Raw genomic sequence first — 25,768 nt, forward strand, 5'->3', positions numbered from 1 at the left:
ACCATGTGACACCTCCCAGGGGATTGTCCCCGTTCAAAGGTGTCCGTCAAACCCGGGCCATCTCAGTCTGACCCCGTTCGCTGCTTCAAATTGCTATTCCCCCGTCCACGCTCAGCGTTGTACCCGTGACGAATCTCGCACTCGGGGTGCACAAGTAGAGCACGGCGCCAGCCACTTCCTCGGGTAGGCCTATCCGCTGCATCGGCTGAAGCCCATTCAGGAAATCGCGGCCACTTTCTTCCGCGCGAATAGCCTCGTTCATGGGTGTTTCGATAACACCGGGACACACTACGTTGATCCGTACGCCTTGCGAGGCGAACTCCACGGCTGCGGATCTGGTCAGCCCGATCACTGCAGACTTGCTCGCGTTGTATATCGCCGTGCCTGGAAAAGGCCGGATGCCCAGGAACGAGGCGGTGTTGACAATGCCACCGCCGCCACTGTTCAGGATGGCGGGGATTTCGTGCTTCATGCAGAGCGCTACGCCACGCACGTTGACGGCCAATACGCGGTCGATGGTGTCGGTGGTGACCTCAGTCATGGGACCGGGTTCGGGAAAGACGCCCGCGTTGTTGAACGCGAAATCCAGGCGACCGAATGCCTCGACAGTCTGCACGACCATCGACGCGACGTCTTCTTCGACGGAAACATCAGCCCGCACGAAAAGCCCCTGACCACCGGTGCGCTCAATAAGCGAGACGGCTTCGGCGCCTTCATTTTCCCGTCGGCCTACCACCACGACCTTGGCGCCTTCCCCGGCAAAGGCGAGGGCGGTCGCCCGGCCAATGCCCGAGGTGCCGCCCGTGATGAGAACAACTTTGTCCTGGAATGATTTCATGAGACCACAAGATCCTGTTGGTTGAGTCCGGGGCTACCCGGAGGCGAATGGAGTTCGGCCAGAGTCTGGCCTTGTGTTGACCGATCATGCGACATGGTGGGCACGCGTCGTCACGACGCCGCAAATCATTCGTCGCCCGCAAGATCCATGCGTGCCACGCATCCGGCGTCGAACCGGTAAATGTGGTGCACCACCGAATCGGCCATGAGCTTGCCTGATAGGTCGCGCACGACCTGCTGCACGGTGACGTCGAGACTGCCATCGTGGTGAGGCTCGATCGACATCGGCTCGACGACTTTCCCTGGCATCGTTCAATTTCGTTCCCGCGTGAGATTTTGACCTTGCAGGATTCCTCGCGCGCGAAGGGGTGTATGACGTCTACGCAAGAATCCGCCGATCGTCGCGGCATGACAACGTCACGGAGCTCGAATTCCAACCCATTACGTAGCGCCGCCTCAATCGATGCTTCATGGGCTTTCGTCAGGCGCCGGCAAGCGCGCTGCAACGACTTGCTCACGAGCACTGGCAGCGAGAGTTGCCCTGGGTCGAAGGAAGTGACGGGCAATCCACCGGCATGCGCCGTTTGCTGGAGCTGGTGGGGCCGCCCTCGAACGAGCAAGGGTCGCCACGACACGCCTGAAGATCGCGATCCAAAAACGGGAGAGGGGCTCTGGCCCGCTTAGGACAAGCGAAAGCCCGGCGCCTGGCCGGGCTTTCAGGTATCAAGCGATCATTGGGCCGCTTCTTTTATTGTTTGTAGGCGACCAGCGTGATCCCGCGGTTGGTGGGTTTGTAGGTGGTCACGGTGGTCATCTGTTTGCCGTCCGACGAGACCGTCATCTTCGATATCGAGTTGACCTTGCCGTGCGTGTAGTCGGTTTCCTGCAGCGTGTTGCCGACCATTTTCACCGCTATCGTGTGGTGGTCGGGGTCGCCCTTTATCTCCACCGGGTTGCCGCCGAGCTTGGCCGTGTAGGACTCACCCTCGCCGTCGGACATGCTCACCGTGTCGCCATCGACCTTGTACGTGGAGGTCAGCTTGCTCTCCGACACGCTCTGGTAACCCGCGATTTGCCACGAACCGGCCAGTGCGTTCGAGCCGGGTGCGCCGCTGCCGACGCGCGTCAGGGTGCCATGGAATGTGGCGTGTTTTCCGCGATCCGACTCGGCCACGAAGGCGGCGGTCTTGCCGTCCGGTGACACGGTGTAGGTGCGGGTGTAGACGACCTTGCCATCCTTCTTGGCGGTCTGCTCGACGGTATGGTCGTCCACGATCTTCACGGCCATGGTGTCCATGTCCCGCCGTCCACTGATCGGCTGATCGGTGCCATCAGACGTGACGCGGATGGGAGGCGCGCAGTTGCAGGTGTACATGCCGTCCTTGAGCGTTATCACCTCCGCCGCTCCCGAGCCATGGACCTTGCTGACATCGATCTTCCAGGTGCCGTCGAAAGCACTGGCTGCCATGAGTGGAAGCGGCAGCAGAAAGGCGGTCACGACCCACGTAATGTTCATCAACCTTTTCATCGCAAGCCCTCGCATTGATTGCTACCGCGGCCGGGATCCACCCGAAGCGCTCCGGTGTGCCGGAGGTACGTCCGTTTCGAGCCCCAGGTCGAGGACGGTATTCCGAGTCCGGGGCATGCGCGCGTGCTGGGCAACCACCGCAGGTGGGCGACTTTGCCGGTAGTGAGCGGATGATGCGGGGCGGTATGGTTGCCTCGAAGTAGGGCCAGGAGTGTCCTTTTATTCCGGCATCGGCACGGACCAGACCTTGCCCGTCCCGCGCTCGGTGAACCACAGGGTATCGCCGGCCGGTTCGACGCCTGTCGGGGTCTTCAGCCCATCCTTGATGACGGTGACGTGGGCGGTGTCGCCGGTGATCGTCAGGCTGCTGATTTCACCGCTGCCGTTTGCGGCGACGAACAGCTTGCCGTTGGCGGCGCGCATGCCATCCGGCCCGTGGACGGGGGCATCCATCCAGATGTCGACGGGTGTGCCGGGCTTGCCGTCGGCGCCCACCGGCACGCGGTAGAGCTTGTTGAAAAAGACGTTGTTTACGTACAGCGTTCCGTCGAGGAAGGCGATGCCGTCGATGCCGAGCAAGCTGCGGTGGTCGAGATAGAGCTCGGGGACCTGGGCGCCGGGCGCCAGGCGGTAGATTTTCTGGTTGGCGGTGTCGGTGATGTAGAGCGCCTTGTCCGGTCCGACGGTGAAATCGTTGCAGGTGGAGTTGTCGCCGGGCAGGGTCCAGCTCAGCTTCGGCGCGCCGGACTTCAGATCAAAACCGCGCAGGGCGGTGGTGCGGCGCACCGGGGTGGCGCCGGCCACGGGCGTCAGCTGGCAAGTCCACAAGGTGTGGGTTGCCGCATCGGCCAGTACACCGAAAAAGAAGGTGCCGGGACCGGCGGCGCTGGCATCGATGAACGGTGCTGCCGTGGTGGCGCCCTTCTTCACCGTATAGACGTAGGGAGTACTGGCGCTGCCGACGTACAGGGTGCCGTCTGGCCCGACGGCCATGCTTTCGGGCTGCGACTTGGCGTCGTGAATGACAATCTCCGCTGCGTTGGAAGCTGAAGCGGAGGCGAGAAGGGCGAGGGCGAGGCAAACGGCGCGGATCATGGGCGTGTCCTTTGTCGTTGTCGTGAGAGGAGGGAAGAATGGCGAGGGCTTTCGCGGCTTCTTTCCAAGGTATGTCCTGAAACCGGCACGGTTGCAAGTGAACCTGTCCCGTTCTCGACCTTACCCGTTCTCGACGCCATCTCCGCAACAGCGTGGCTCACGGTACTTTTCGGGAAAACTGAAAGGGAAGAGGTTGAGCAGGGTTCGCACGTTCTCCTCTGCCGCGGTATTGAGCTTCGACACCTCCGGAGTACGCTGCACGTTCCACCAAGGGAGGCTCGAACCATGATCCAGCCCACGCGAAAGCTCCTGCTGCTTGCCAGCGCCCTGTTGTGGCCATGCTTCGCCAACGCCGCCGCGGTGAAGACGGATACCACCGCGTCCTTGCAACAGGCCGTCAACGGCCAGGGGCGTTCCGCCGAGAACAGAGCGCGCGACCGCTTCCGTCACCCGGTCGAGACGCTGCAATTTTTCGGCATCCAGCCGCACATGACGGTCATCGAGATCGCGCCGGGCGGTGGCTGGTACACCGAGATCCTGGCGCCGTTCCTGCGCGATCACGGTCATCTGATTGAAGCGGGTTCGCCGAAGTTTGCCGACACGATCAAGGCCCATCCCGCGATGTTTGGCAACATCGAGAACGTCGTGCCGTTTGCGCCGCCGTTGCAGGTGAATCTCGGCCAGCCTGACTCGGCCGACATGGTGCTCACCTTCCGCAATACCCACGACTGGCTGAACCACAGCCCCGAGACGCTGGCTGTCGTATTCAAATCGGCGTTTCAGGTGCTCAAGTCCGGCGGTGTCTTCGGTGTGGTCGAGCATCGTGCCAAACCGTTTGCCGATGCCGTGGAAAGTGCGAAAGCGCTGCACCGTATTCCCGAGGACTACCTGATCGAATTGGGTCTCAAAACGGGTTTCCGCCTTGCGGCGGTATCCCAGGTCAACGCCAACCCGAAGGATCCCGAAGACATCAACGTCCACCGCCTGCCACCGAATCTGGCAGGACCGGATAGCGAGCACGCGAAACTTGAAGCGGTCGGCGAATCGGACCGGATGACGTTGCGGTTTGTGAAGCCTTGAAGGGACCTGATTCGCGACGAAACTCAGCCACGGATTCCGTTCACGCTGGGCGTAGCTTGCGATAGCAAGCGAAGTTGGGGCGGCCCCTCGCGGCCACCCTTCGACTTCGGCCCTGCGGGCCTACGCTCAGGGCGAACGGGCAGGAGCTCAACTGAACTTCGTCGCTAACAGGTGAGGGGACCACCATTTCGCCGGATTCCTTTTTGCGGAAACCGCGGCTACGCCGGCAGACTCACGACCGGCACAAAGCCGCCAAAGATCATGCGTTTGCCATCGAAGGGACAATCGCTGGCAGCCTCCATGCGCGGATCCTTCATGAATTTCTCCATGCCGGCGTCGCGGGTGGCCTTGTCGGGCCATTCCACCCAGGAGAACACCACGGATTCGTCCTCCTTCGCCTGCACGGCGCGGCGGAAATCGGTGAGCTTGCCTTCGGGCACGTCGTCAGCCCAGCACTCCAGCACGCGCGTGGCGCCGAATTCCAGGAAGATGGCGTCGAAGGTGCTGGCGTGTTTGATGAACGACTCGCGGTTGGTGTCGGGTACGGCGATCACGAAACCATCGACATAGGACATGGCTGTCTCCTCGGCGGCAACGGCCACCGGAATGGCGGCCTTGCTGTATCGACGAACAGCGGCGGGCGAAATCGACACGGCGGCGGGCTTTGGCGCGCTGACCGGACTACCGTTTCTCCCGGTTGCCGTCGGCCGCCTACTTTGCGCCGACGTGCTTCCGCACGGCCTGCATGTCGCGCACCGGGCGCACTTCAATGCTGCCGAAACACGCCCACGGGAATTCCCGGGCGATGGCCATCGCCGCATCCATCGAGTCCGCTTCAATCAAGTTGAACCCGGCCAGGAATTCGCGCGTCTCGGCGAACGGGCCGTCGGTGACGCGGCTGATGCCGTCGCGTACGCGCAGGGTTCTGGCGCTGTCGGGATTTTCCAGTTGCTGCGAACCGTGCAGGCAGCCCTCTTGCCGCAGGGCGTCGGCTTTCTCGAAGCAGCCACGCATCAGTCGGTTGTATTCGGCGTCCGGGAGCTCGGCCAGCAAGCCGGGGTCGATGTGGATCAGGGTCAGGTACTGCATCGCGGGCTCCGCAGCGCATCGGGATGCCGATCATGCCCGCTACGGGTGATCCGCTCAAACAGGGCCAGGAAAAATAGTTTTCAGGGCATGTCGATCCGGGGCGCGTCCGTTCGTCGTCCTCCTTGCAAGCGGCCAGATCGCGCCGCGAAACGGGAGACTGGAATGAAAGTCATGGTGATGGTGAAAGCCACCGACGAGTCCGAGGCGGGCGCGATGCCGAGCCGGGAGTTGCTCGAAGCGATGGGCAAGTTCAACGAGGAGCTGGTCAACGCCGGCGTGATGCTGGCAGGCGAGGGCTTGCATCCGAGTTCGCGTGGTGCACGCGTCGCGTTTGATGGCCCGCAGCGACGGGTGATCGACGGTCCGTTCACCGAGACCCGTGAGTTGGTCGCCGGGTTCTGGCTGTGGCAGGTGCGCTCGCTGGAGGAGGCCATCGAATGGGTCAAGCGTTGCCCGAATCCCATGCCCGGCCCCTCCGAGATCGAGATCCGCCCGATTTTCGACGCCGCCGACTTCGGCGAGGAATTCACCCCCGAGCTGCGCGAGCAGGAAGACCGCTTGCGCCAGCGCCTTGGCAACTGAAACAACAGCCAGCAGGAGCGACACCATGAAACTGATCCCGTACCTGATGTTTCGCGAAGGAAAATGCCGCGAGGCGTTCGCGTTCTATGCGCAGGTCCTGCGCGGCAACGTTGTCTCCAGCGCGACCTATGGCGAGATGGGGCCGGACATTCCCGAGCCGATGCGGCCGCTGATCGCCAACGTCCACCTCGTGGTGGGCGGCGCTTCGATCATGGGCGCCGACGCCATGGAAAACCCCGATGGCCAGGCCACGACCTCGGTCAACATCGAGGTGGACAACATCGAGGAGGCCGAGCGCGTGTTCGCCATGATGTCGGACGGTGGGCTGGTTCGGATGCCGATGGCCGAGACGGCGTGGTCACCCCGGTTCGGCATGTGCGACGACCGTTATGGCCAGCCGTGGATGGTCAATTGCGTGACGCCTGCGCCGTAAGCCACGCACCTTCAACCCACACCAAGGACCACCATGCCCCGCAATCTCTACGTCAACCTGCCGGTGAAGGATCTGGCCCGCTCCGTCGATTTCTTCGAGGCGCTCGAGTTCTCTTTCAATCCGAAATTCACCGACGAAAATGCGGCGTGCCTGATCATCAACGAACGCACCGGCGTGATGCTGCTGGCCGAAAACTTCTTCGCCGGCTTCACCAACAAACCCATTGCCGATGCGCGTGCCAGCACCGAGACCTTGCTGGCGCTGTCGCTCGACAGTCGTGCCGACGTCGAGGCGTTCATGGCCAAGGCGCTTGCGGCGGGTGCCACCCCGACGATCGAGTCAAAGGATTACGGGTTCATGTATCAGCATGGGTTCGCCGACCCGGACGGTCACCAGTGGGAAGTGTTCTGGATGGACGAGGCGCAGATGCCGAACGGATGAGTCAGCGCGACGGGGATCGGCACGCTTGCGGCAAGCCGCCGGGAATGATGTGATCGATGCGATGACGGCCCACACCCACCCCGACGCAATTCATCGCGCGCTCGATACGCTGTGGCGAATGGAATCGCCACGGCTGCTGGCGCGCATCGCGCGCATGACCGGCAACATCGACACCGCGGAGGAGCTGGCGCAAGACGTGTTGCTGGGTGCGCTGGAACGCTGGCCGCGCGATGGCCTGCCGGACAACCCCGCGGCGTGGCTGATGACCGCCGCCAAACATCGCGCCATCGATCATCTGCGCCAGCGCGCCTTGCACGCGCGCAAGCAGGATGAATTCGGCAAGGAACTGGAGCTGCACGGAGCCGACATGCAGGGCGACGAAGCCCCGGACAAGGCAGACGATGACATCGGCGATGACTTGTTGCGCCTGCTCTTCGTCGCCTGTCACCCGGTGCTGCCGATGGAGTCCCGGGTGGCATTGACGCTGCGCCTGCTCGGCGGACTGAGCACACCGGAAATTGCACGTGCCTTCCTGCAGGCCGAACCGACCGTAGCCCAGCGCATCGTGCGCGCCAAGCGCACGCTGTCCAAGGCGGCGGTGGCGTTCGAGGTGCCGCGCAAGGCCGAGCTTCCCGAGCGTCTCGACGCCGTGCTCGAAGTGCTCTACCTGGTCTTCAACGAAGGCTACGCTGCCACCGCTGGTGAAGATTGGATGCGCCCAGCCTTGTGCGAGGAAGCGTTGCGGCTGGGGCGGGTGTTGGTGGGGCTGCTGCCGAATCAAGCCGAAGTGTTCGGCCTGCTGGCGTTGATGGAATTGCAGGCGTCGCGGATACCGGCGCGCACCGAGGTCGACGGCACGCCGATCCTGCTGCCCGAACAGAACCGCGCGCGGTGGGATCGCCTGCAGATCCAGCGTGGCTTGGCTGCGTTGGAGCATGCGCAACGCCTCGGTGGAGCAAGCGGTGCCTATGCGTTGCAGGCCGCCATCGCGGCTTGCCACGCGCGCGCCGTGCAGATGCAGAATACCGATTGGTCACGCATTGCCGCGTTGTACGGACAACTCCTGCAGGTGATGCCTTCGCCCGTGGTTGAACTCAACCGTGCGGTGGCGGTGAGTCGCGCGCAGGGCGCCGCCGCCGGACTCGTCATCGTCGATGCGCTGGAGGACGCAAGGCAGCTTCGCGATTACGCGCCGTTGCCGGCGGTGCGCGGCGATTTGCTGCAGCAACTGGGTCGCGTGGACGAGGCGCGCGAGGCATTTGCGTTGGCGGCGTCGCTCACCGGCAACGCACGCGAGCGTGCCGTCTTGCTGGCGCGCGCCCGGGCTTGCGAGGCATCCGCGGATTCACCGTGATGGACGCCGTCGGGTGACGGGTCACGATGGTCGTGGGCGGCTTCGGGCTTTCTCCCCTGCTGACGAGGGGCAAGGTGCAGGCCGGCAGTGAGCGGCGGCCAAGACCATCCATCTGCGCAAGTGAACGATTTCTTCACACGGCCTGACGTCTCACGTTGCACGCTCTTGGCTTGGCCCCGCTTTCGAGGCCAACAAGCACGAGGAGTGGTCGCTATGAGTCAGCAGGCAGTCGGTGTCGTCGGCATGGCCGTGATGGGTCGCAACCTGGCGTTGAATATCGAAAGCCGCGGCCACGCGGTGTCGATCTACAACCGTAGTCGCGAGAAGACCGACGAGGTGATCGCCGAGCACGGCGACAAGAAGCTCGTCGCCACCTACACGCTGCAGGAGTTTGTCGATTCACTGGAGAAGCCCCGACGCATCCTGCTGATGGTAAAAGCGGGCGCGGCGACCGACGACACCATTGCCCAGCTGCGACCGCTGCTGGACAAGGGCGACATCCTGATCGACGGCGGCAATACGAATTTCCACGACACCATCCGGCGCAACAAGGAGCTGGCCGCGGCGGGCTTGCACTTCATCGGCACCGGCGTATCCGGCGGCGAAGAGGGCGCGTTGCACGGCCCGTCGATCATGCCCGGCGGGCCGCGCGATGCGTATGACCTGGTCGAGCCGATCCTCACCGAGATCGCGGCACGGGCCAAAGACGGCAAGCCATGCGTGGCGTACATGGGCACCGACGGCGCCGGGCACTACGTGAAAATGGTGCACAACGGCATCGAATACGGTGACATGCAGCTGATCGCCGAGAGCTATGCGGTTCTCAAGCACGTGCTGGGTTTGTCCAACCAGGAGTTGGCCGACGTCTACACCCGCTGGAACGAAGGCGAGCTGGACAGCTACCTGATCGAGATCACCGCGACCATCTTCGGCAAGAAAGACGAGAAGACAGGCAAGGACCTGGTCGACGTGATACTTGATCGCGCGGCGCAGAAAGGCACCGGCAAGTGGACCAGCCAGAGCGCACTGGATCTTGGTGTGCCACTGCCTCTGATCACCGAAGCGGTGTTCGCCCGCGTGCTGTCCTCGCTGAAAGACGAACGCGTCGCGGCGAGCGGGCAACTGGAAGGGCCCGCCAACAAGGCCTTCGGCGGCGATCGCGATGCGTTCATCGCCGCCGTCGGCAAGGCCTTGTACCTGAGCAAGATCGTCTCCTACGCGCAGGGGTTTGCGCAGTTGCGTGCCGCGTCGGACGAGTACAAGTGGCAGCTCGACTACGGCACCATCGCGCAGATCTGGCGCGGCGGCTGCATCATCCGCGCCCGCTTCCTGCAGAAAATCACCGACGCCTACGCCGAAAACGCCAACCTGGCCAACCTGCTGCTCGCACCGTATTTCCGCGACATCGCCGGGACCTATCAGGTGGCGCTGCGCGAGGTGGTCAGCGTGGCCATCGCCGCCGGCGTGCCGGTGCCGTGCTTCTCCTCGGCCATCGCTTACTACGACGGCTACCGCAGCGAACGCCTGCCCGCCAACCTGCTGCAGGCCCAGCGCGACTTTTTCGGCGCCCATACGTTTGAGCGCATCGACGAAAAAGGCAGCTTTCACGCGGAGTGGAGCTGACGCATCCGGCTGGGAGTGGGCCTGTCGTGGTTTGATAAGCACCAGGATGCCGGGCGATCTTGGAGGGGATCAAGCCGCCGTGATTGCCTCAGTCCCGTTTGCGGCCGGATTGACACCGCCATCTACGCGAACAGACTGCTGTTCAGCATCGGCAGCGCCACGCACAGGGGTAAACGACGCGGAACAGGGCGGTGCGCCAGTGCCCGGTTCCGGGGTCATCTCGGGAGACGGTTCGCAGGCATCGTTGGCGGCGGCTCAGTTGGCGCATCGCCCGCTGCACGAACGGCAATGGCGGGCGTTCAATGAGTGTTTTCGGTGGGTTCACTGGACCATGCGTGCAAGCGTTCGCGTACGGCTGGCTCCAGGCTCTTCATGCCCCATCGCCGACCCTCGGCCAGCGCGGCTTCCGTGGACAGGCCATCCACCAGGGCGGCACGCAACGCGATCATGGCGCCCACCCGATTGCTGCTGGCGCAATGCACCAGTGTCGGTTGCTCGCCCGCGTCCCGCAGCAACCGGTCGAACTGCCTGACGCGGGTGCGCGTCAGGTCGCCGGCGCCATGGATCGGCAAGTCGTGATAGCCGATGCCGGCGGCCCGCACCGCGGCAGCCTCGTCGAAATCGGGCGTCTCGCTGTCGGCACTGAGATCGATGACCTGTTCGATGCCGGCGCGTTTCAGTGCCGCCACATCAACCGCCTGCAACCTGCCGGAAGCGACCCGATGCGGCGTCGGGAACGACACATTCGGCAAGCCCGCCAGTGCGGCCTCGGCCGGCGTGGCAGCGTGCCCGGCGAGCGGGATGATGGCCAGCATCAATGACAACAGCAGAAATCGAAACATGTCGGGCGTCTCGCGGTAGATCATCCACAGGATAGCCGAGTCGTCCCGGGCGTCGAAAAGGGAGGGACGTTGAATCCGACGTTTTTAGTTTCCGTCGCCTTTGCTCCCCGTCCCCCCAATTCGCATCCGCTGGTTTTCTAGAAGGATCCTGTCGCCACTACCGCGTGGGCCCGCCGGCCAGCCTGTTCTTCGTGATAATCGCGGCCATCGGCGCGTATTCCCCCGCCCCGTTTCTTGGATTGCCGCTGCGGGGCGGCCTGGTGTTTCTTGGGTGGGCTCCTGGCGAGCGTCATCGCATTCGTCTACAGCTTGATCGTGCTGCGACTGCAGGCGCAGCTGCCTGGCGCCACCTTCGACTATGCAGTGCTCGACTCGGTGCTGATCGGTGCGCTGGTCGGCCCTGCGTCCTCTGCTGCCGATCGACGGAGGCGTGGCTGGCCCGAGATCGGGTCGATGTCTGCCAGGGGCTCGGGAGTGGGCGCCGGGCGGCCGGAGACGTGTCGCGTCGCCGGATCGACTTCAAGCCGCAATCCTCGTTCGTTCTCGATCAGCAGCTTGCCGCCTTCGGCGCGCAGCGAGCGGAACCACACGTCCTGCACATCGCCTTCCAGTCCGGGGTTACGCGGGTTGTCGTAGACCTTGATGCGCCAGATTTCGCGATGGGACGCGTCGTAAGCCGCGAGGAAGCCACCGACCTGACCATCCGCTTCGACGTCGCCGGGAACCTGGGCATAGCGCACGCCCGCGATGAAGACGGAGGGGACGCGCGGTGGCGGTGCGCGCTTGGCAGCGGGTTTGGGCGTGTGCGTCATGGCGTTTTGCTTGCCGGGAAGAAACTGGTGGGGAAGTTACATGGGATGCGGCTGGCTGTCCGATTGCGGAAGACAGGTGTCTCGATGAAGCGCCGCGCCGACGTGAAGGATGCCGAGAACCGTTGCAAGGAAGCCAGGACCAAATGCACGGTCACGGCCATCCATGATGTGCGGCAGCCTGGAGACTGGACGCTTGACTCGCTCGCGACGCTGAAAGCGGCGGCCGCGAAATAGGCGGAGTTCGGTTTCGGCTGCCTTCTTCATCGCTCCGCGCTGCTGTCGAGGAAGACCAATGCGCTTTCGAAATCGGTAGCGTCGGGATACTGGTGGGCAAAGCGGGGCAGGTCGAGCAACAGCGTCTGCGATACACCGGCCTTGCGATAGCGTTCGTGGACATGCGTCATTTCCCGGCGATTGAAGTCCTTTTCGCCGGTCAGGAACACGTAGCGATTCGCGGCGATGGCGGCGAGCCGAGCCGGCTCGGCCTTGCCGAAGTCATCGGCTCCCACGATGTACAGCGCCCCGTCGAACAGCTGCGGGAACTTCGTGATGGCCATGCTGGCGATGCGTCCTCCGCCGGACATGCCGCCGATGTAGCGACGCGCATCGGCTGGTACGTAGTCGCGCCGTGCCAGCGTCAGCCCCATCAACGCGACCAGCACGCGTTGATTGCTGGGCACCGGGTTGCCGAAATCGCGGGCGGCGATCCACACCATGGCGTGTCGATCCAGCACTGTGTCCCAACCCGGTGGTGGATCGGCTGTTGCGTTGGGGCTGACGAATACCAGCACGCTGCGGGGCGGGGTGGATGGCAAGCGCACGGTCCACGTCACCTGCCGATCGGCAGGCAACACCGAGCGCAGCGCCCGGACCTGCTGCGCCGGAAAGATCTCGGCCAGCGTGGCCGAGCGCTCGATGAGCGCGGGCTCGGCCGCGCTGGCGTACGCCGCCGCACACAGCCATAGCAACAGGCTTGCCGATGCATGTCGCAGGTTCATGCCGCGAGATTAGCAGCGTGTCGCCGGATGCCTTGCGCAGCAAGGGCGCGGTGCCGCCCGCTACGCACGCGCCAGGCCGGCGCATCGATCTGTTGATGCGGATAGCTGGCCTCGAGCCCATTGGCCCGGTCTCCACATTCAGGGGCTGGACGGATGATGGTGCTTCGGTGAGCATGAACGACGATGCCTGCTCGTACCACGCCGCCTTCAGAACTGCTGCAGCTGCTGCCCGAAGCAGTGGTGCAAACCGATGCGTTGTGGACGATCACTTACGTGAATCCCGCCTGGCACAAGCTCACGGGCTATCCGGTGGAGGAGGCGCTGGGCCGGTCGTTGCTCGACTTCGTGCACCCTGACGATACCGGCACCTTGAGGTCGGGCATGCCGGTGTTCCGGTTGCGCGTGGCCAATGCGGACTATCGCTGGATGCGCCTGAAGCTCCAGCCGAAGACGGATGACGCTGAGCGGGTGATCAGTCGCCAGGGCGTGCTGATCGAGATTGTGGAGATCACCGAGCAGGTGCTGGTAGAGGTCCGCCAGCGCTTCCTGCGGCTGCTGGAAACCATCGATGGCGTGGTCTGGGAAGCCGAGCGCGGCGTGGGCAATACATTCCTGAGCCCGCAGGTCGAGCGCCTTTTCGGTTACTCGGTGGAGGAGTGGCGTGCCGACCCGGGGTTCTGGCGAGCGCATGTGCATCCCGATGACTTGCAGGAAGCGCTGGTCATCGACGACGCCGCGTACAACGCAACGCACAGTTATGCGTACGAGATGAGCTACCGGTTGATCGCCAAATCCGGCAAGGTGGTGTGGGTGCGCGATCTGTGCCGGGTGGATGTCGACAAGGAGCGTCCGAATCGCATGATCGGTCTGATGATCGACGTGACCCGGCAGAAAGATACCGAGCTGGAGCTGGTGCAATCCGACAACCGCTATGCGCTGGCCACGCGTGGATCCAATGACGGCATCTGGGATTGGGACCTGCAGACGGACGTCCTGCATGTGTCCCAGCGCTTCCATGAGATTGTCGGGCTCAGTGGCGCCGGCCATCTGCATGATGACGGCTGGCATTTCCTGCAACAGCTCATTGACCCCGATGACCACGAGCGCGTGCAGACGGCGTACCGAAGGCATCTGTCTGGCGACCGCCCGAACTTTTCGGTGGATTTTCGCGCGCGTCATGGATCGGGGCGATTGGCCTGGCTCAACTGGCGCGGGGTTGCCCGGTTCGAACGTGGCGTTGCGGTGCGGATGGCCGGGTCACTGAGCGATCTGGCCGAACGCGGCAGCTCGTACGACGCCTTGACCAATTTGCCGGGCCGGCCGTTGTTCCGTGATCGCCTCGAGCACGCGGTTGCCTTGCATCAGGACAATGCCACCCGGGCAACCGACGCTCCGGCGTGCACCGACAGCACGTTCGCCGTGCTTCTGCTGGACCTCAACCAGTTCAAGACCATCAACGACACGCTCGGGCATCACGTGGGCGACCAGCTGTTGCAGCGGGTCGCCCGTCGGCTTGAGTCCTGCGTGCGGACGGTTGACCTTGTCGCCCGCATGAGCGGCGACGAGTTCAACGTGCTGCTTGAATCTGTCGACCACGCCGGGGCGATCGAGCTGGCTCGGCAGATGGCTGTTGCCCTCGCTGCCCCCTATCAGCTTGGCACGCACACCGTGACGTGCGGCGCCAGCATCGGAGTCGTCAGCAGCCAGGCCGGCTTCACCACAACCGACGACTACCTGCGCGCCGCCGACGCCGCCATGTACCAGGCCAAGAGCCATTCATTGGGCGTGTGCGTTTTTTCGGAAGAGGTAATGCAGGGAAAAGGGGCGTCGTAAACGCTTCCGTCAGGATGACTGTAAACGCAGCCATCACCGCGCCGCGTTCTCCGATGCGTGAAGGGGCCTGCCGTCGGTGACCCGTGGCATTTGATTGCCGCCATGTGTCGCCATAACCTCTTTCCGTCTTCATGAAGGATGGCAGCCATGCGCGCGCTTCGTCTTCTTGCCTTGCTTCTGGCCGCTGGCCTCGTGTGCTCCGCCGCGGATGCGAGTGACGTTGGCGCGACGGCGCAGCCTGGAAGGCACGATGTCTTCAACCAGGTGCAGCGCAACGCCTGGTATCTGCCGACGACGGATCATGTCGCGAAGTTGTTCGTGACCGAGATCGGGCAGGGTGCGCCGGTGGTGTTTCTGCATGGCGGGCCGGGGCGCGATTTCCACTACATCATCGATGCCTTGCGGCCGCAGCTGGAACGGCATGCTTTCGTCCTGTACGACCAGCGCGGCAGCGTGCTGTCGCCGGTGCCGGCGGGGACAGAGGGCGAGCTGACCATGCGGCAGATGGTGGATGACCTGGAGACTTTGCGGGTCGCGCTGGGCCGCGATCGACTGGTGCTGTTCGGCCACTCGTTCGGAAGCCTGCTGGCCATGGCCTATTACCGCGCCTACCCCACGCACGTGGAGCGCATGGTGCTGGCCGGCAGCATGCCGCCCGTGATGGACCAGGCCATGTCGGATGCGTACAACAAGGCGCTGGAGCAGCGGGAGACCGCCATGATGGCGCGCGAAGACGCCATCGCGCGGGCGCTCGCCGAAGCCGGCCTGCCATCAGACAAGCATCGCGACACGCCGCGGCAGGCGAGGATGCGGTTACGCATCCGCTACAACGCGCCACTGGACCTCGTGCACGTGGAGCGCTGGCACCAGCTCACCAGCGGCGGCATCTACTACAACCACGCGGCAGGCGCGGCGATCGCCGCGAGCATGCCCACGTGGGACGTGCGTCCCGCGATCGATGCGCATCCCGTGCCGATCACGGTGATCCAGGGCGACAGCGACTATCTCGATCCCGCGGCCCACCTGTGGTCCGCCCTGGCCAAGGCGGGAAAGGTCCGCGTGCACGTCATCCACGATGCCGGCCACTGCGCCTGGATCGACCAGCCGCAGGCCTTCGCCGAGGCTTTGCGCGACGGCCTGGACGGTCGCTGAAAAGAAAAAGAACGCGGCTCGCTGCGTGATGTAGAGCGGGATGACGGGGATCTCCAGGCGAGCTTGGCGCATGGTGCATTCGGCCCCGGTGCTCCGCGTTCCTAGATGGCCCAACCGTCGCGATACTCGCGACGCAGGAACTGGTTGGCTGACGGTGCATTGGTGATGCGCATGTTCTGTGCGTCGTACTCGATCCTGCCGCCCGCGCGTAGCGACACGACGCCCAGCAGCATGACCTCGGTCAGCCGCGCGGCATACGCGAACGGCGACGACGCTTCCGCGCGCCCCTTGCAGGCATCCACCCAGTTCATCTCGTGCGAGGTCTTGATGCGCGCGTACTTTTGCGGGGGCGTGCCCACCGCGTCATGCAGCGACTGCGGCAACAGGCGCGGGTTCGCGCCGTAGGTCTCGTGGATCAGCTTGCCCTTGTCGCCGATGTAGAGGACACCTCCGTCCTTGCTCAGCTGCCCCGCGCCCAGAGCTTGCAGGCCGGGAGGCAGCAGCGCGCCGTCGTACCAGGTGAGCTTCACCGGCGGCCTGCCGCCGCGCGCGGGAAACTCGTAATACGTCATTGTCGCCACGGGATACGACGCATTGTTGAAAGGCGTGGAGACGGTCTCGACGGCCGTGGGAAAGCCCAGGTCCAGCGACCAGAACGGCGAATCGATCAGGTGCGCGCCCATGTCGCCGATGGCACCTACCCCCCAATCCACCCAGCCGCGCCAGTTGAACGGGTGATAGACCGGGTGGTAGTCGACGACGGGGCCGGGACCGAGGAAGAGATCCCACGCCAGCCCTTCGGGTTTGGGATAGTTGCCGACCATGGCATTGGCGAGCCGGTCCATCACCGCTTCCTCGTCCCAGCTCGCGTCGTCCGGCTTCGGCCTGGCTTGCGGGCGTGGAATGCCCTGCGGCCAGTAGGCCAGCGGGCGATTCGTCCAGACGTGGACCTCGCTGACGTTGCCGATCGCCCCGGCCGCGATGTACTCGTTGATCAGCCGGGCATCGTCGGTCGAGTGGCCCTGGTTGCCCATCTGCGTGACGACCTTCGGGTTTTCCCTGGCCTTCCTGGCCAGCGTGCGGGCCTCGTCGATCGACCAGGTCAGCGGCTTCTGTACGTAGACATGTTTGCCATGGCTCATCGCCGCGCTGGCGATCACCGCATGCAGGTGGTCCGGCGTGGCGATCACCACCGCGTCGATGTCCTTCTGCTGCTCGAGCATGCGGCGGTAGTCGGTGTAACGCTTGATCGAATCGAATTTGCGCGAGAGCAGCTCGGTCTGCCTGATCTCATCCAGCAGCTCGTGGCGCCTGGCCGGGGTTTGAGCCTTGTCGAGGCGCGCACGCGCTTTCCCCAGGCCGTCGAACATCCCGCGAAAGCTCTTCTCCGTGTAGCCCCAATCCACGTCGCACAGGGCGACGATGTTCTCGCCGGCCAGGGCACGGATGTTGTGCATGCCCATGCCGCCGACGCCGATGCCGGCAATGTTCAATCGGTCGCTGGGCGGCGTGTACCCGATCCCGCCCAGAACATGGCGGGGCACGATCATCAAGCCGGTGGCGGCGATGGCGGAGCCGGTGAGGAATTCGCGGCGCGTGATCTTGCCGATCGCCGACGTGTCGTTGGAGGTTGCCGAGGGACCGTGGTCCGGCTTCTCTTTTCCGCTGTTCGATTCATCCGTCATGAGCGTTGCGCCTCCGGTGGGATATCGACGGCCAAGCATGCCTGAAGAGATCGCGGAGAAACAAAACGGAGTCAACAAAACGGAGCACGGTGGAGTGGCGCTTGCTTGAGCGGACAACGCCGGCTTCCGCCATTCCTGCGACTCTCGATGGCCGTGGGGCTGGTCATGCAGGAATCCAGTGACTTCAGCTTGTCAGGAGCGCCTGGCCCGATCGGGCTGCGTGCGGATTTTTGCAGAGAACGAGCGACTGCACCGAGCCATGGCGGCGCAGTCGGCGATGGGATGGCGATCAGCGATGGACGACCACGCTTCCCGATTCCCTCCGCCCCTTTGCGTGTCGTGCCTCACGCCTTCTTCAGAAAACAGACCTTCAGCACCAGACCCTTGATCTTGTCCGAGTGGCCTTCGATGTTCTCGGTATCGCCATCGACCAGGCGGATGTTCCTGATCAGCGAGCCCTGCTTCAGCGGGATCGACGAGCCCTTCACCTTCAGGTCCTTGATCACCACCACGGTGTCGCCGTTGTTGAGCACGTTGCCGTTCACGTCCCGAACCACCGCGTCGGCATCCAGGGTCGTATCCGACTGGATCGGCCATTCGTGGCCGCAATCGGCACACACGTAGTTGTCGCCGTCGGGGTAGGTGTTTTCCATTGCACACAACGGGCAGGCAGGTATATCGGACATCGAATCGGTCCATCCGGGGGCAATCAATGGGCCACGGAGTATAGATGGTCGCCCCGATGCCCTTGCGGAGCGGGCGATCCATAACCCGTTTCTTTGGCTTTCCCTCGCCACGCAGGCGAATCATGGCACCGGATCAAACATCGCCACGGCCGACCTGTGATCGACAACCGCGCGGCCAGGCATCGCCGGTTGATCGATCGGCCTATGCGCGCCCGTTGCGCGCCTCGGCCCGCTTCAGGCTGTCGTCGACGATTTGCGCGGTGACGATGTCGCTGCCCACGTTGACCGCGGTGCGCGCCATGTCCAGGATGCGATCCACGCCGATGATGATGCCGATGCCTTCCGGCGGTATGCCGAAGGTGACCAGCAGCCCGGCGATCATCGGCAACGAGCCGCCGGGAATGCCGGATACGGCCACGGCGCTGAGCACGGCCAGCAGCAGCATGATGACCTGGGTCGCGAGACTCAGCTCGACGCCGAACACCTGGGCAACGAACAACACCACGCAGCCCTCGAACAGCGCCGTGCCGCTCATGTTCATGGTGGCGCCCAGTGGCAGCACGAAGCCCGAGGTGGTGGGGCGCAGCTTGAGCTCTTCCTGCGCGATGGCCAGCGAGGTCGGCAACGTGGCATTGCTGGAGCTGGTGGTGAAGGCGGTGACCAGCACCGGACGGATCTGCTTGAAGAACGTCCACGGCGATTTTCGCGCCAGCAGCGCGATCCACAGCGACATGGTGCCGAACAGGTGCAGGGTCATGGCCAGCAGGCAGCCGACCACGAACACGGACAGCGCCAGCACCACGTCCAGCCCCACTTTCACGATCACGCTGTAAATCATCGCCGGCACGGCATACGGCGCCAGGCGCAGGGCAAAGTCGACGATTTTCGTCATCAACTCGGTGATCAGATCCAGGCCGTCCTGCAGGCGTTGGCGCTTGTCGGGCGAAAGCTGCGTGCCGGCGGCGCCGACCAGGATGGCGAACAGGATCAGCGGCAGCACGTCGCCAATGACGCCACGATTGTTGCCGACGACCGCGCCGAACAGGTTGCGCGGCATGAACATCTCCACCAGCAGCCCGAGGCTGAGGCTGGGCTGTTCGGCATGCGTGCGCACGCTTTGCAGGGCAGAGCCGCCGTATTCGGCCATCAGTTTTTGCGTGGTGATCGGATCGATATGCTGGCCCGGCTGCAACAGGTTCATCAGCACCAGGCCGATGGCCACGCCGACCACCATGTTGGCCACGAACAAGGCAAAGGTGCGTCCGGCCAGCGGGCCGAGTCGGTTCAGCTGCCCCAGTTGCACGATGCCCGAAGCCAGCGACGAAAACACCAGCGGGATGACCACGAAAAACAGCATGCGCAGGAAAACCTGCCCGAGCGGGTCGAACACGGCTGAGGACACGCGTTGCATGAAAGCCAGCGTCGGCGCATGCCACTGGCCGACGCCCAGCGTTGCCAGCGCGGCCACGATGCCGATGACCAGTCCCCAGAGGATGCGTGTCGCGAGCGACATCTTGTGCTTTGTCATGCGGCAAAGGTACGTGATGGACCGCCCGGCGTCACCCGAAAGCAGAAAGAAAAAGGGGCCCGGTTGAACCGAACCCCTTTTCGATGCGAATGGCCGGCGGCTTGCGCTTGGTGACGATGCGGTCAGTCTTCGTATTCGTCGTGCAGTCGCACCCAGCTCATGGTGCCGTCGCCCTCGTTGCGGCCCTTGGGCGCAAGGTCCAGCCAGTTGAGCGCGCCAGCCAGCAGTTCCACGCCGCGGTGATAAGTGGAGTAGGTGTGGAAGATGTTGCCGTCGTCATCCTTGGCGAAGATGCTGACGCCGAACATGTCCGGGCTGCTGCTGATGCTCGTAAGACCGTAGTTGTAGCTGGCGCGGCCCGCGGCGCGATCGGCTTCGGTGAACGAGACGCCGAAGTCGTAGTTGAAGTCGCTTTCCCCGGAGGACACCCAGGGGAAGGTCCAACCCATGCGTTGCCGTACTTCTTCGATGCGTTCGATGGAGGCGCGCGACACCGCCGCGAAGGCGAGGTCGGCATGTTCGAAGTGCCGACGCGCGGCATCGACGTGATCCATCAGAAAGGAGCATCCCGGGCAGACATGGTGCGAGCCGGGAGTGAGCATGAAGTGGTAGATCGCAAGCTGGCTTTGCCGCCCGAACAGGTCGTCGAGGTCGAGCGCACCCTCGGGACCCTGGAACGTGTAACGCTTGTCGATCCGCACCCAGGGCAGCCGGCGCCGCTCGGCATGCAAGGCCTCGAGTTGGTGGGTCATGGCGCGTTCTTTTTCGAACAGCGCCTTGCGGGCTTCCAGCCACGCGGCGCGTGTGGCAATGGTGGGCGCGTTCATGCGTTGTTTGCCGCCACGGGGCGGTTGCAGTTGACCATCCACTTCGCGCCAAACCGGTCGATGAGCATGCCGAAGCGCAAGGCCCACGACGTTTCGGCGATCGGCACCGTCACCTGGCCGCCATCGCTGAGCGCCTTGAAAACGCGCTCGGCTTCGCCGGGGTCGTCGACGCCCAGCGACACCGCGTTGCCATGGATGCCGGGATACGGCTCGGGCGTGGGGCCGCACCAGTCGGAACCCATCAACACGGCGTCTCCGACTTCCAGTCGTATGTGGGCGACAAGATCGCGGGCTTCCGCCGGCAGCGCCTCGGTGCCGGGCATTTCGCCCATGGTCACCTTCATCGTGACCTTGCCGTCGAGGGCGTGGGCGTAGAAATCGAACGCCTTGGCGGCGTTGTCCTTGAAGAAAAGGTAGCTGACCAGGTTCATGGCATTTCCTCTTGCGGGGCAGGGACATGACGACCGCCGGCGACGGCAGTCGATCGCAGCGGCTCAGGCGGCGACGGCGATTTCGGGAAACGGTTCGCGCCATGCGTCGATTTCGCACAGCGTGTCGTGCCAGCGTTGGACGGCAGGGAATTCGGCGAGCGGAATATGCACGGCTTCAGCGTAGGGCAGGGTGATCGCCAGCGAGAAATCCGCCACCGTGAGCGTTTTTCCGACCACCCAGCGGCGGTCTTGCAGATGGCTTTCGAGGATGGCCGCAAGCCGGCGGAATCCATCCTGCGCGCGCGCCACCGCCGCGGTATCGGGTTCGCCGATGTTGAAACGCGGCTTGATGATGTATTCGAAGTAGAGCTGGCTCGCCACCGGATTGAATTCCTGGCCGGCCCAGCTCAGCCAGCGCAAAACATCGATCTGGCGATCGTCCCGCGGCCACAGGTCCGAGTCCGAATGCGCCGTCAGGTGGAGCGTAACAGGGTCAGGCCAGACCTATTTGTTAACGCTGCATAGATGATTGCGCCACCGGCCCATCCGCCGTCTGCACCGACGGCGTGGGCGCCTGCACATGTTGCGTTCCCGCTGCCTGCAGCTGGGGCCAGCCAGTACTGCTCTGCGGCAGCGGCGTGTTGATGCCGCTCACGACGTCCACATCGGCAAACCGACGCAGCGGCGAGCGAATATCGCCTTGCACGGCAAAGGCGCGGGAGGCGTCATCGCTCAGGACTACCTGGTCGATCCGCTCGAGCCCTTCGCGTCGTGCTGCCAGCGCCAACACGCCAGCGAGGTTGTAGCTGCGCAAATCCGTCGTGCGGCCCTGCGCCTGGTCGAGCGCGCCAACGCCCGCAAGCGCTTGTTGGTACATCGAGTGACCGGGGTGCTGGTAGTTATCGAGAGTGAGCGCGGTGAGGGCGGATTGCTGCAGGCTAATCTGCTGGATCGTCCCATGCAGAATTGCACGACTCGTGTTGGTACCAACTACGCCGTCATCGGGCAGTCCATGATCGCGCTGGAACGCTTTGACGGCGTTGAGCGTCGCTGGACCGAAATTGCCATCGGAACCTAACGGGTTACCATGATCGTCCGCGTAACCCAACTGGCGGAGATGGCTCTGCAGGTTTCTTACCTCAGCGCCGTGGTCTCCCTTGCGCGTAATTCCACCGACGCCCAGAGTAGCGAGTTGGTCTGCGCTTAGCGTTCCGTTCTTGACGCTATCGATGAGCTCCTGAGTGATCGTATTTTTCCAGCTTTTCGACTGCGTCACTCGCGCATCGGCGCCGTTCGGCCCACCGTTGATGATGACGCCCGCATGTTTGGCATCCTCGCGGTACTTCTCGGGGACTTTGTCCTTCCAGTATGCAATGGCGAGTCTTGCCGCCATCTCCGGCTCGGCAGCCTGCTCTGGATTGTTCTCGAGATCGACGCCAAACTTGTTGCCGAAGTCGGTGTAGTTGTCCCGGCCGGTGTACTGAAAGTAGCCGCGACCGTGAAACTTGTAACCATCTCCGGGCATGTTGTTGCCCAAGTCGGCGCGACCCTGGTAAAGCACTTTTGCCACTTCTTTCGGGTCTTGGCTGTCGACTGCTGCCTGGATCTCTTCACGTGTGTATCGCACGGCGGCGCTCCGCACCGCTCCGATGACATTGTCGACTGAGGAATACCCCAAACGTTCGTGCATCGTGCGGAAACCATCGGTTTCGACCGAAGCGTTTCCCATGATGTTGGCAAGCTCCGCAGGCGATTCAATACCCGCTTCGACGCAGCGTTTGAACAGAAGGGCGGAACTGCGATTGAAATGCGGCATGGCGAACTCCTTTCACTCGATTGCCTTCCCCTACTTTTGCAGCACCTCAGCGATGGCTTCCGGATCGACCGAGGACATCGGCGTCCACGCGAAGTCCATCGGGTAGATCGCACTGACATGGCGGACGCCTGTGCCGCTGTCGGGGTTCGACGCGGTGGCGCGTTGCAAATACCAGGTGCTCTTTTTCTTCGACCACGCAAAATAGAACGTGGTGTCGCCCTTATCTTTCTGGTTGACGTACACGATGCTGGCCGGCGCCACGGTCAGGTTGTCGTTCAATGACATCGCAGGGGCGTTGCGCGCGACATCGTTGTATGTGCAATCCACGGCTTTTTTGCTGTGATCGACTTCGACCAACTCGTGGTTTTCCCGGCGCAAGGCGATCAATTCGCAGGGATTATCGTCGAAGTCGTAGTCGCTCTTTTCGCTGACTTGGTGCCGGACAATGATCACGGCGCCTGAAACCCCATCGCCATATGAGTTGGCTGGCTTGTAGGCAAGCAGCGTGTCCGCAGCGGCGACAAACGCACGCACATCCCGTGGCAAATCACCAGTGACGTCCGGCGGGACGTGGTTCTTGATGTCCTGGCTCGTGCTGTCGACGGCAGCCGCGGTGACCGCTTGGGCCATAAGCAGGGCAAAAGGGAGGATGAACGTCCTGAATCTCATCGTGCAGCTCCTGTCCATGCGGTGCTCACTCGCAAGCGCAAGATATTATCACCGGTCCTTTTCCGCACGTGAGCGCTTTCGGGAGTCGGCGTAGGCAAAGGTGAGAGGGCGTTCCATCGGGCGCTGTCGAATGCATCCGGACTCTTGTGAAACGCAGGTAGTGGCCTAATCGAGCGCTGACACACTTGATGGTGGGATCTGCTCCGCCACTCGTGACCGATACCGCGATGGCCCAAACCGCGCCTTATCGGCGACCCGGAACGGCGCGGAGCTAATCAAGATGCTCATACGCCCCCTGGGGACGGTGTTGTCCGGCACCTTCGTGCCGTAACGCCACAGCTCCTTGCCGTTGCGTGCGTCGAGCGCGAGGAGAATGTTGTGCGGCGTGCACAGATAGATGCGATCGCCAATCTTCAGCGCGTGGTCTGTGCGCGTAGCGCTGCTTCGGGCGGTCGCCGGCCTGGTAGGTCCATGCCTTTTCAGCTGGCGACGTTGTCCTGATGATCTGCGTCAGCGGCGAAAACCAGGTGGCCGCATTGTCGCGTCCATACGCAGCCCATCGTCGGGCGAGGGCGCACCCGAGCGACCCCTCGCCCTCGTCCGTCATCGCTGACGCAGTGTTGCCTGTCGGGGATGGGCTGGTGGCCAGGCTGGCAGAAGGTCATCGCGTTTCCGCATTGAACAAACGACGCATCGGAGCTCTCTTGGTTTGCAAGGCCCCGCCTACCAGGTGTCTTCCAGCATGCGTGGCTTGCTGGCCAGGTAGCCGCCGAACAACAGCACCAGCACGCACAGGCCGAGGAAGGCGAAGGGCCAGCTCCAGCCTTGGCCGTATTCGTGCAACAGGCCGAACAGGATGGGCCCCAGGCACGACAGCGAATACCCGACACCCTGCGTGAAACCGGACAACGCGGCCGAACCGCCCGGCGTGCGCGTACGAAGGTTGATCAGGGTCAGCGCCAGTGGGAACGTGCCCGGACCCATGCCCAGCAGCGCCACCCAGAGCACCGGCCATTTCATCGGCGCGAACAGCAGGCCGGCGAAGGCCAGCGCATAGAACACGCAGCAACCCAGCACGATCAGGAACGGGTTGCGCACCCTCACGGCGAGTGCCGGCATGGTCAACGAGGGGATCAGCCCCAGCGTCGAAAACAGCGCCACCATCGCGCCGCCCAGGGCGGCGCTACCGCCGGCCTCGACCAGCAGCTTCGGCAACCAGGTGAACATCGAATAGGTGATCAGCGAGGTCATGCCGAACATCAGGGCCATGCCCCAGGCGACCGGTGAGCGCCAGATGCGACCGACGACAGCCGGCTCGGCCAGCTCCGGCGCTTCGTCATCTGGCGTCACCGCACGGTCGTGGATCTGCGCCAGCGGTGATGCGTGACGGCGCTCGCTGACCAGCAGTGACACCCACGGCAGCGTCGCCACGATCGCAAGCAAGGCCCACGAACCCAGCGATACCTGCCAGTTGGCCGCCGCCGCAAGCGGCACCGCCACCAGCGCGGGCAGGATGGTGCCCAGTTGCAGCACGGTGATGTACAACGTGCTGACCGTGCCCACACGGTCGGAGAAATAGCGTTTCACCAACGGCGGCAGCACGATGTTGCCGATGCCCATGCCTGCCAGCGCGACGGCAGAGCCTATCAAGAGACCACCGGTGCCGCCCGCGGCCGAGCGCAGCAGCAACCCGGCCGTAGCCATCACCATGGACAACAGCGCAGTGCGCTCCAGGCCGATGCGGTGCGCGATACGCGGCGTCAAGACACCAAACAGCGCGAACGCCGCGGTCGGCATCATTCCGAGCACGCCGGTCATCGTCGTGCCGAAGCCGAAGATGCGGCCCAGTTGGTCGAGCAACGGCGTCAACGAGGTAACCGCCGTGCGCAGGTTGAACGCTGACAGCACAATGCCGACCAGCACCAGGCCGCGGCCGGCCCAGAGCGGTCTGGAAAGAGAGGTGGAGGTGTCTCGGGGCGTCGATGGGCTATTCATGTGCGCGCATTATCGTCGATGCGGGGAACGTCGATGGTGTTGAAGCGTTGCATCTCGGGAACGCAGGAAGTTGAACTGAAACCAGGCTCTGAATGAGCGTGGCGTCATGTCCAAGCCGCTGATGAACCTGCGCAACGTGCCCGACGATGAGGCCGACGAGGTGCGCGCGATGCTCGACGCGCAGCGGATCGCGTTCTACGAAACCAGACTCAGCATCTGGGGGATCTCGGCTGGGGGAATCTGGGTCACTGAAGACGAGGCCTTCGCCGACGCCAGGCGCGCCGGCACCGCAGAGACGGTCATCACGTTGCTTCGTGCCGATCTGGCGCGCGTCGTGCCGAGCGTGCGGGGCACACTCTTCGCGTTGGGCCTGGTGACGCTTCCGTTCTTGCTGTTGCGCGGGCTGTGAGGCCGTAACGGGAGGCGTCAGTC

At 63.8% G+C, this 25,768-nt stretch carries 29 protein-coding genes; 10 read left to right on the top strand and 19 right to left on the bottom strand.

The annotated features are described in order from the left end of the window. Positions 1–85 precede the first annotated feature (85 nt). From UU9_RS00005 to UU9_RS00020, 4 genes are all read right to left on the bottom strand, one after another. Positions 86–838, bottom strand: coding sequence for a glucose 1-dehydrogenase (locus UU9_RS00005; protein WP_007079644.1), 753 nt, complete (start codon positions 836–838; stop codon positions 86–88). Between the two features lie 125 nt (positions 839–963). Next, complete coding sequence (locus UU9_RS17800) at positions 964–1,146, bottom strand: hypothetical protein (protein ID WP_156804128.1); 183 nt, start codon at positions 1,144–1,146, stop codon at positions 964–966. 439 nt (positions 1,147–1,585) lie between these two features. Further along, positions 1,586–2,353 (bottom strand): hypothetical protein, encoded by a 768-nt coding sequence (locus UU9_RS00015; RefSeq protein WP_007079645.1) that lies wholly within the window; start codon positions 2,351–2,353, stop codon positions 1,586–1,588. Positions 2,354–2,584: 231 nt separating this feature from the next. Next, positions 2,585–3,460, bottom strand: coding sequence for an SMP-30/gluconolactonase/LRE family protein (locus tag UU9_RS00020; protein WP_040669755.1), 876 nt, complete (start codon positions 3,458–3,460; stop codon positions 2,585–2,587). Positions 3,461–3,745: 285 nt separating this feature from the next. Here UU9_RS00020 and UU9_RS00025 point away from each other — a divergent pair, with 285 nt between their 5' ends. Continuing rightward, positions 3,746–4,540 (top strand): class I SAM-dependent methyltransferase, encoded by a 795-nt coding sequence (locus UU9_RS00025; protein ID WP_007079647.1) that lies wholly within the window; start codon positions 3,746–3,748, stop codon positions 4,538–4,540. A gap of 218 nt (positions 4,541–4,758) precedes the next feature. Here UU9_RS00025 and UU9_RS00030 read toward each other — a convergent pair whose 3' ends face one another. Together UU9_RS00030 and UU9_RS00035 are read right to left on the bottom strand one after the other, a co-directional pair. Continuing rightward, positions 4,759–5,115 carry a DUF1428 domain-containing protein gene (locus tag UU9_RS00030; RefSeq protein ID WP_007079648.1) on the bottom strand — a complete coding sequence of 119 codons (357 nt, stop codon included), beginning with the start codon at positions 5,113–5,115 and terminating at the stop codon, positions 4,759–4,761. A gap of 136 nt (positions 5,116–5,251) precedes the next feature. Further along, entirely contained in the window at positions 5,252–5,629 is a 378-nt protein-coding gene (locus UU9_RS00035) for a YciI family protein (protein ID WP_007079649.1), read from the bottom strand. A gap of 162 nt (positions 5,630–5,791) precedes the next feature. Between UU9_RS00035 and UU9_RS00040 the strand changes: the two genes are divergently transcribed. The 5 genes from UU9_RS00040 (at position 5,792) to gndA (ending at position 10,062) form a co-directional block, all read left to right on the top strand. Beyond that, positions 5,792–6,211 (top strand): YciI family protein, encoded by a 420-nt coding sequence (locus UU9_RS00040; protein WP_007079650.1) that lies wholly within the window; start codon positions 5,792–5,794, stop codon positions 6,209–6,211. 25 nt (positions 6,212–6,236) lie between these two features. After that, a complete protein-coding gene (locus tag UU9_RS00045) occupies positions 6,237–6,644 on the top strand; it encodes a VOC family protein (protein WP_007079651.1) in 408 nt (135 codons plus the stop codon). 33 nt (positions 6,645–6,677) lie between these two features. Beyond that, on the top strand, positions 6,678–7,085 hold the full coding sequence (locus tag UU9_RS00050; protein ID WP_007079652.1) for a VOC family protein: 408 nt from the start codon (positions 6,678–6,680) through the stop codon (positions 7,083–7,085). A gap of 61 nt (positions 7,086–7,146) precedes the next feature. Next, entirely contained in the window at positions 7,147–8,439 is a 1,293-nt protein-coding gene (locus UU9_RS00055; RefSeq protein WP_040669793.1) for an RNA polymerase sigma factor, read from the top strand. Between the two features lie 213 nt (positions 8,440–8,652). Further along, positions 8,653–10,062, top strand: coding sequence for an NADP-dependent phosphogluconate dehydrogenase (gene gndA, locus UU9_RS00060; RefSeq protein ID WP_007079654.1), 1,410 nt, complete (start codon positions 8,653–8,655; stop codon positions 10,060–10,062). A 299-nt stretch (positions 10,063–10,361) separates the two neighbouring features. On the opposite strand, the gene UU9_RS00065 is transcribed toward gndA, so the two are convergent. Next, on the bottom strand, positions 10,362–10,904 hold the full coding sequence (locus tag UU9_RS00065) for a protein tyrosine phosphatase family protein (protein WP_040669795.1): 543 nt from the start codon (positions 10,902–10,904) through the stop codon (positions 10,362–10,364). A 356-nt stretch (positions 10,905–11,260) separates the two neighbouring features. Beyond that, positions 11,261–11,716: a hypothetical protein gene (locus tag UU9_RS17805; protein WP_007079656.1), complete on the bottom strand. Its 456-nt coding sequence runs from the start codon at positions 11,714–11,716 to the stop codon at positions 11,261–11,263. 84 nt (positions 11,717–11,800) lie between these two features. On the opposite strand from UU9_RS17805, the gene UU9_RS17810 reads away from it, so the two are divergent. After that, complete coding sequence (locus tag UU9_RS17810) at positions 11,801–11,950, top strand: hypothetical protein (RefSeq protein ID WP_156804129.1); 150 nt, start codon at positions 11,801–11,803, stop codon at positions 11,948–11,950. Between the two features lie 26 nt (positions 11,951–11,976). Here the strand turns inward: UU9_RS17810 and UU9_RS00080 are convergent, their stop codons facing one another. Next, positions 11,977–12,714: a tannase/feruloyl esterase family alpha/beta hydrolase gene (locus tag UU9_RS00080; RefSeq protein ID WP_007079658.1), complete on the bottom strand. Its 738-nt coding sequence runs from the start codon at positions 12,712–12,714 to the stop codon at positions 11,977–11,979. A gap of 183 nt (positions 12,715–12,897) precedes the next feature. Between UU9_RS00080 and UU9_RS00085 the strand changes: the two genes are divergently transcribed. Both UU9_RS00085 and UU9_RS00090 read left to right on the top strand, forming a co-directional pair. Continuing rightward, entirely contained in the window at positions 12,898–14,547 is a 1,650-nt protein-coding gene (locus UU9_RS00085) for a sensor domain-containing diguanylate cyclase (RefSeq protein WP_007079659.1), read from the top strand. Between the two features lie 147 nt (positions 14,548–14,694). Then, on the top strand, positions 14,695–15,699 hold the full coding sequence (locus UU9_RS00090) for an alpha/beta fold hydrolase (protein ID WP_007079660.1): 1,005 nt from the start codon (positions 14,695–14,697) through the stop codon (positions 15,697–15,699). Positions 15,700–15,800: 101 nt separating this feature from the next. Here the strand turns inward: UU9_RS00090 and UU9_RS00095 are convergent, their stop codons facing one another. The 10 genes from UU9_RS00095 to UU9_RS00135 all read right to left on the bottom strand — a co-directional run bounded on the left by UU9_RS00095 (position 15,801) and on the right by UU9_RS00135 (position 25,336). Beyond that, on the bottom strand, positions 15,801–17,384 hold the full coding sequence (locus UU9_RS00095; protein ID WP_007079661.1) for a Gfo/Idh/MocA family protein: 1,584 nt from the start codon (positions 17,382–17,384) through the stop codon (positions 15,801–15,803). Between the two features lie 344 nt (positions 17,385–17,728). Beyond that, on the bottom strand, positions 17,729–18,070 hold the full coding sequence (locus UU9_RS00100) for a zinc ribbon domain-containing protein YjdM (RefSeq protein ID WP_007079662.1): 342 nt from the start codon (positions 18,068–18,070) through the stop codon (positions 17,729–17,731). 202 nt (positions 18,071–18,272) lie between these two features. Next, positions 18,273–19,583, bottom strand: coding sequence for a dicarboxylate/amino acid:cation symporter (locus UU9_RS00105; RefSeq protein WP_007079663.1), 1,311 nt, complete (start codon positions 19,581–19,583; stop codon positions 18,273–18,275). Positions 19,584–19,720: 137 nt separating this feature from the next. After that, positions 19,721–20,425 (bottom strand): DUF899 domain-containing protein, encoded by a 705-nt coding sequence (locus UU9_RS00110; RefSeq protein WP_007079664.1) that lies wholly within the window; start codon positions 20,423–20,425, stop codon positions 19,721–19,723. Beyond that, positions 20,422–20,856 carry a VOC family protein gene (locus UU9_RS00115; RefSeq protein ID WP_007079665.1) on the bottom strand — a complete coding sequence of 145 codons (435 nt, stop codon included), beginning with the start codon at positions 20,854–20,856 and terminating at the stop codon, positions 20,422–20,424. The genes UU9_RS00110 and UU9_RS00115 overlap by 4 nt, the downstream gene beginning before the upstream one ends. 63 nt (positions 20,857–20,919) lie before the next feature. Beyond that, positions 20,920–21,276, bottom strand: a complete 357-nt coding sequence (locus UU9_RS00120; protein WP_007079666.1) for a glutathione S-transferase family protein — start codon at positions 21,274–21,276, stop codon at positions 20,920–20,922. Positions 21,277–21,367: 91 nt separating this feature from the next. Beyond that, a complete protein-coding gene (locus UU9_RS00125) occupies positions 21,368–22,672 on the bottom strand; it encodes an XVIPCD domain-containing protein (protein WP_007079667.1) in 1,305 nt (434 codons plus the stop codon). Between the two features lie 30 nt (positions 22,673–22,702). Further along, entirely contained in the window at positions 22,703–23,341 is a 639-nt protein-coding gene (locus tag UU9_RS00130; RefSeq protein ID WP_156804130.1) for a hypothetical protein, read from the bottom strand. Between the two features lie 165 nt (positions 23,342–23,506). Then, complete coding sequence (locus UU9_RS18570; protein ID WP_083838867.1) at positions 23,507–23,824, bottom strand: PQQ-binding-like beta-propeller repeat protein; 318 nt, start codon at positions 23,822–23,824, stop codon at positions 23,507–23,509. A gap of 240 nt (positions 23,825–24,064) precedes the next feature. Further along, complete coding sequence (locus UU9_RS00135; protein WP_040669760.1) at positions 24,065–25,336, bottom strand: CynX/NimT family MFS transporter; 1,272 nt, start codon at positions 25,334–25,336, stop codon at positions 24,065–24,067. A 106-nt stretch (positions 25,337–25,442) separates the two neighbouring features. Between UU9_RS00135 and UU9_RS00140 the strand changes: the two genes are divergently transcribed. Continuing rightward, positions 25,443–25,745, top strand: a complete 303-nt coding sequence (locus UU9_RS00140) for a DUF6164 family protein (RefSeq protein ID WP_007079670.1) — start codon at positions 25,443–25,445, stop codon at positions 25,743–25,745. Positions 25,746–25,768: the final 23 nt, after the last annotated feature.

This window comes from Rhodanobacter fulvus Jip2 (genome assembly GCF_000264315.1).
In the GTDB taxonomy this organism is placed as follows: domain Bacteria; phylum Pseudomonadota; class Gammaproteobacteria; order Xanthomonadales; family Rhodanobacteraceae; genus Rhodanobacter; species Rhodanobacter fulvus.

Coding starts and splice junctions, on each gene's coding strand:
- UU9_RS00030 (WP_007079648.1), bottom strand. CDS start 5,115: ATGTCCTATGTCGATGGTTTCGTGATCGCCGTACCCGACACCAACCGC.
- UU9_RS00035 (WP_007079649.1), bottom strand. CDS start 5,629: ATGCAGTACCTGACCCTGATCCACATCGACCCCGGCTTGCTGGCCGAG.
- UU9_RS00045 (WP_007079651.1), top strand. CDS start 6,237: ATGAAACTGATCCCGTACCTGATGTTTCGCGAAGGAAAATGCCGCGAG.
- UU9_RS00135 (WP_040669760.1), bottom strand. CDS start 25,336: ATGAATAGCCCATCGACGCCCCGAGACACCTCCACCTCTCTTTCCAGA.
- UU9_RS00115 (WP_007079665.1), bottom strand. CDS start 20,856: ATGAACCTGGTCAGCTACCTTTTCTTCAAGGACAACGCCGCCAAGGCG.
- UU9_RS00110 (WP_007079664.1), bottom strand. CDS start 20,425: ATGAACGCGCCCACCATTGCCACACGCGCCGCGTGGCTGGAAGCCCGC.
- UU9_RS00020 (WP_040669755.1), bottom strand. CDS start 3,460: ATGATCCGCGCCGTTTGCCTCGCCCTCGCCCTTCTCGCCTCCGCTTCA.
- UU9_RS00090 (WP_007079660.1), top strand. CDS start 14,695: ATGCGCGCGCTTCGTCTTCTTGCCTTGCTTCTGGCCGCTGGCCTCGTG.
- UU9_RS00050 (WP_007079652.1), top strand. CDS start 6,678: ATGCCCCGCAATCTCTACGTCAACCTGCCGGTGAAGGATCTGGCCCGC.
- UU9_RS00100 (WP_007079662.1), bottom strand. CDS start 18,070: ATGTCCGATATACCTGCCTGCCCGTTGTGTGCAATGGAAAACACCTAC.
- UU9_RS00095 (WP_007079661.1), bottom strand. CDS start 17,384: ATGACGGATGAATCGAACAGCGGAAAAGAGAAGCCGGACCACGGTCCC.
- UU9_RS00040 (WP_007079650.1), top strand. CDS start 5,792: ATGAAAGTCATGGTGATGGTGAAAGCCACCGACGAGTCCGAGGCGGGC.
- UU9_RS17805 (WP_007079656.1), bottom strand. CDS start 11,716: ATGACGCACACGCCCAAACCCGCTGCCAAGCGCGCACCGCCACCGCGC.
- UU9_RS00055 (WP_040669793.1), top strand. CDS start 7,147: ATGACGGCCCACACCCACCCCGACGCAATTCATCGCGCGCTCGATACG.
- UU9_RS00015 (WP_007079645.1), bottom strand. CDS start 2,353: ATGAACATTACGTGGGTCGTGACCGCCTTTCTGCTGCCGCTTCCACTC.
- UU9_RS00140 (WP_007079670.1), top strand. CDS start 25,443: ATGTCCAAGCCGCTGATGAACCTGCGCAACGTGCCCGACGATGAGGCC.
- UU9_RS00025 (WP_007079647.1), top strand. CDS start 3,746: ATGATCCAGCCCACGCGAAAGCTCCTGCTGCTTGCCAGCGCCCTGTTG.
- UU9_RS00105 (WP_007079663.1), bottom strand. CDS start 19,583: ATGTCGCTCGCGACACGCATCCTCTGGGGACTGGTCATCGGCATCGTG.
- gndA (WP_007079654.1), top strand. CDS start 8,653: ATGAGTCAGCAGGCAGTCGGTGTCGTCGGCATGGCCGTGATGGGTCGC.
- UU9_RS00065 (WP_040669795.1), bottom strand. CDS start 10,904: ATGTTTCGATTTCTGCTGTTGTCATTGATGCTGGCCATCATCCCGCTC.
- UU9_RS00005 (WP_007079644.1), bottom strand. CDS start 838: ATGAAATCATTCCAGGACAAAGTTGTTCTCATCACGGGCGGCACCTCG.
- UU9_RS00130 (WP_156804130.1), bottom strand. CDS start 23,341: ATGAGATTCAGGACGTTCATCCTCCCTTTTGCCCTGCTTATGGCCCAA.
- UU9_RS00085 (WP_007079659.1), top strand. CDS start 12,898: ATGCCTGCTCGTACCACGCCGCCTTCAGAACTGCTGCAGCTGCTGCCC.
- UU9_RS00080 (WP_007079658.1), bottom strand. CDS start 12,714: ATGAACCTGCGACATGCATCGGCAAGCCTGTTGCTATGGCTGTGTGCG.
- UU9_RS17810 (WP_156804129.1), top strand. CDS start 11,801: ATGAAGCGCCGCGCCGACGTGAAGGATGCCGAGAACCGTTGCAAGGAA.
- UU9_RS17800 (WP_156804128.1), bottom strand. CDS start 1,146: ATGCCAGGGAAAGTCGTCGAGCCGATGTCGATCGAGCCTCACCACGAT.
- UU9_RS00125 (WP_007079667.1), bottom strand. CDS start 22,672: ATGCCGCATTTCAATCGCAGTTCCGCCCTTCTGTTCAAACGCTGCGTC.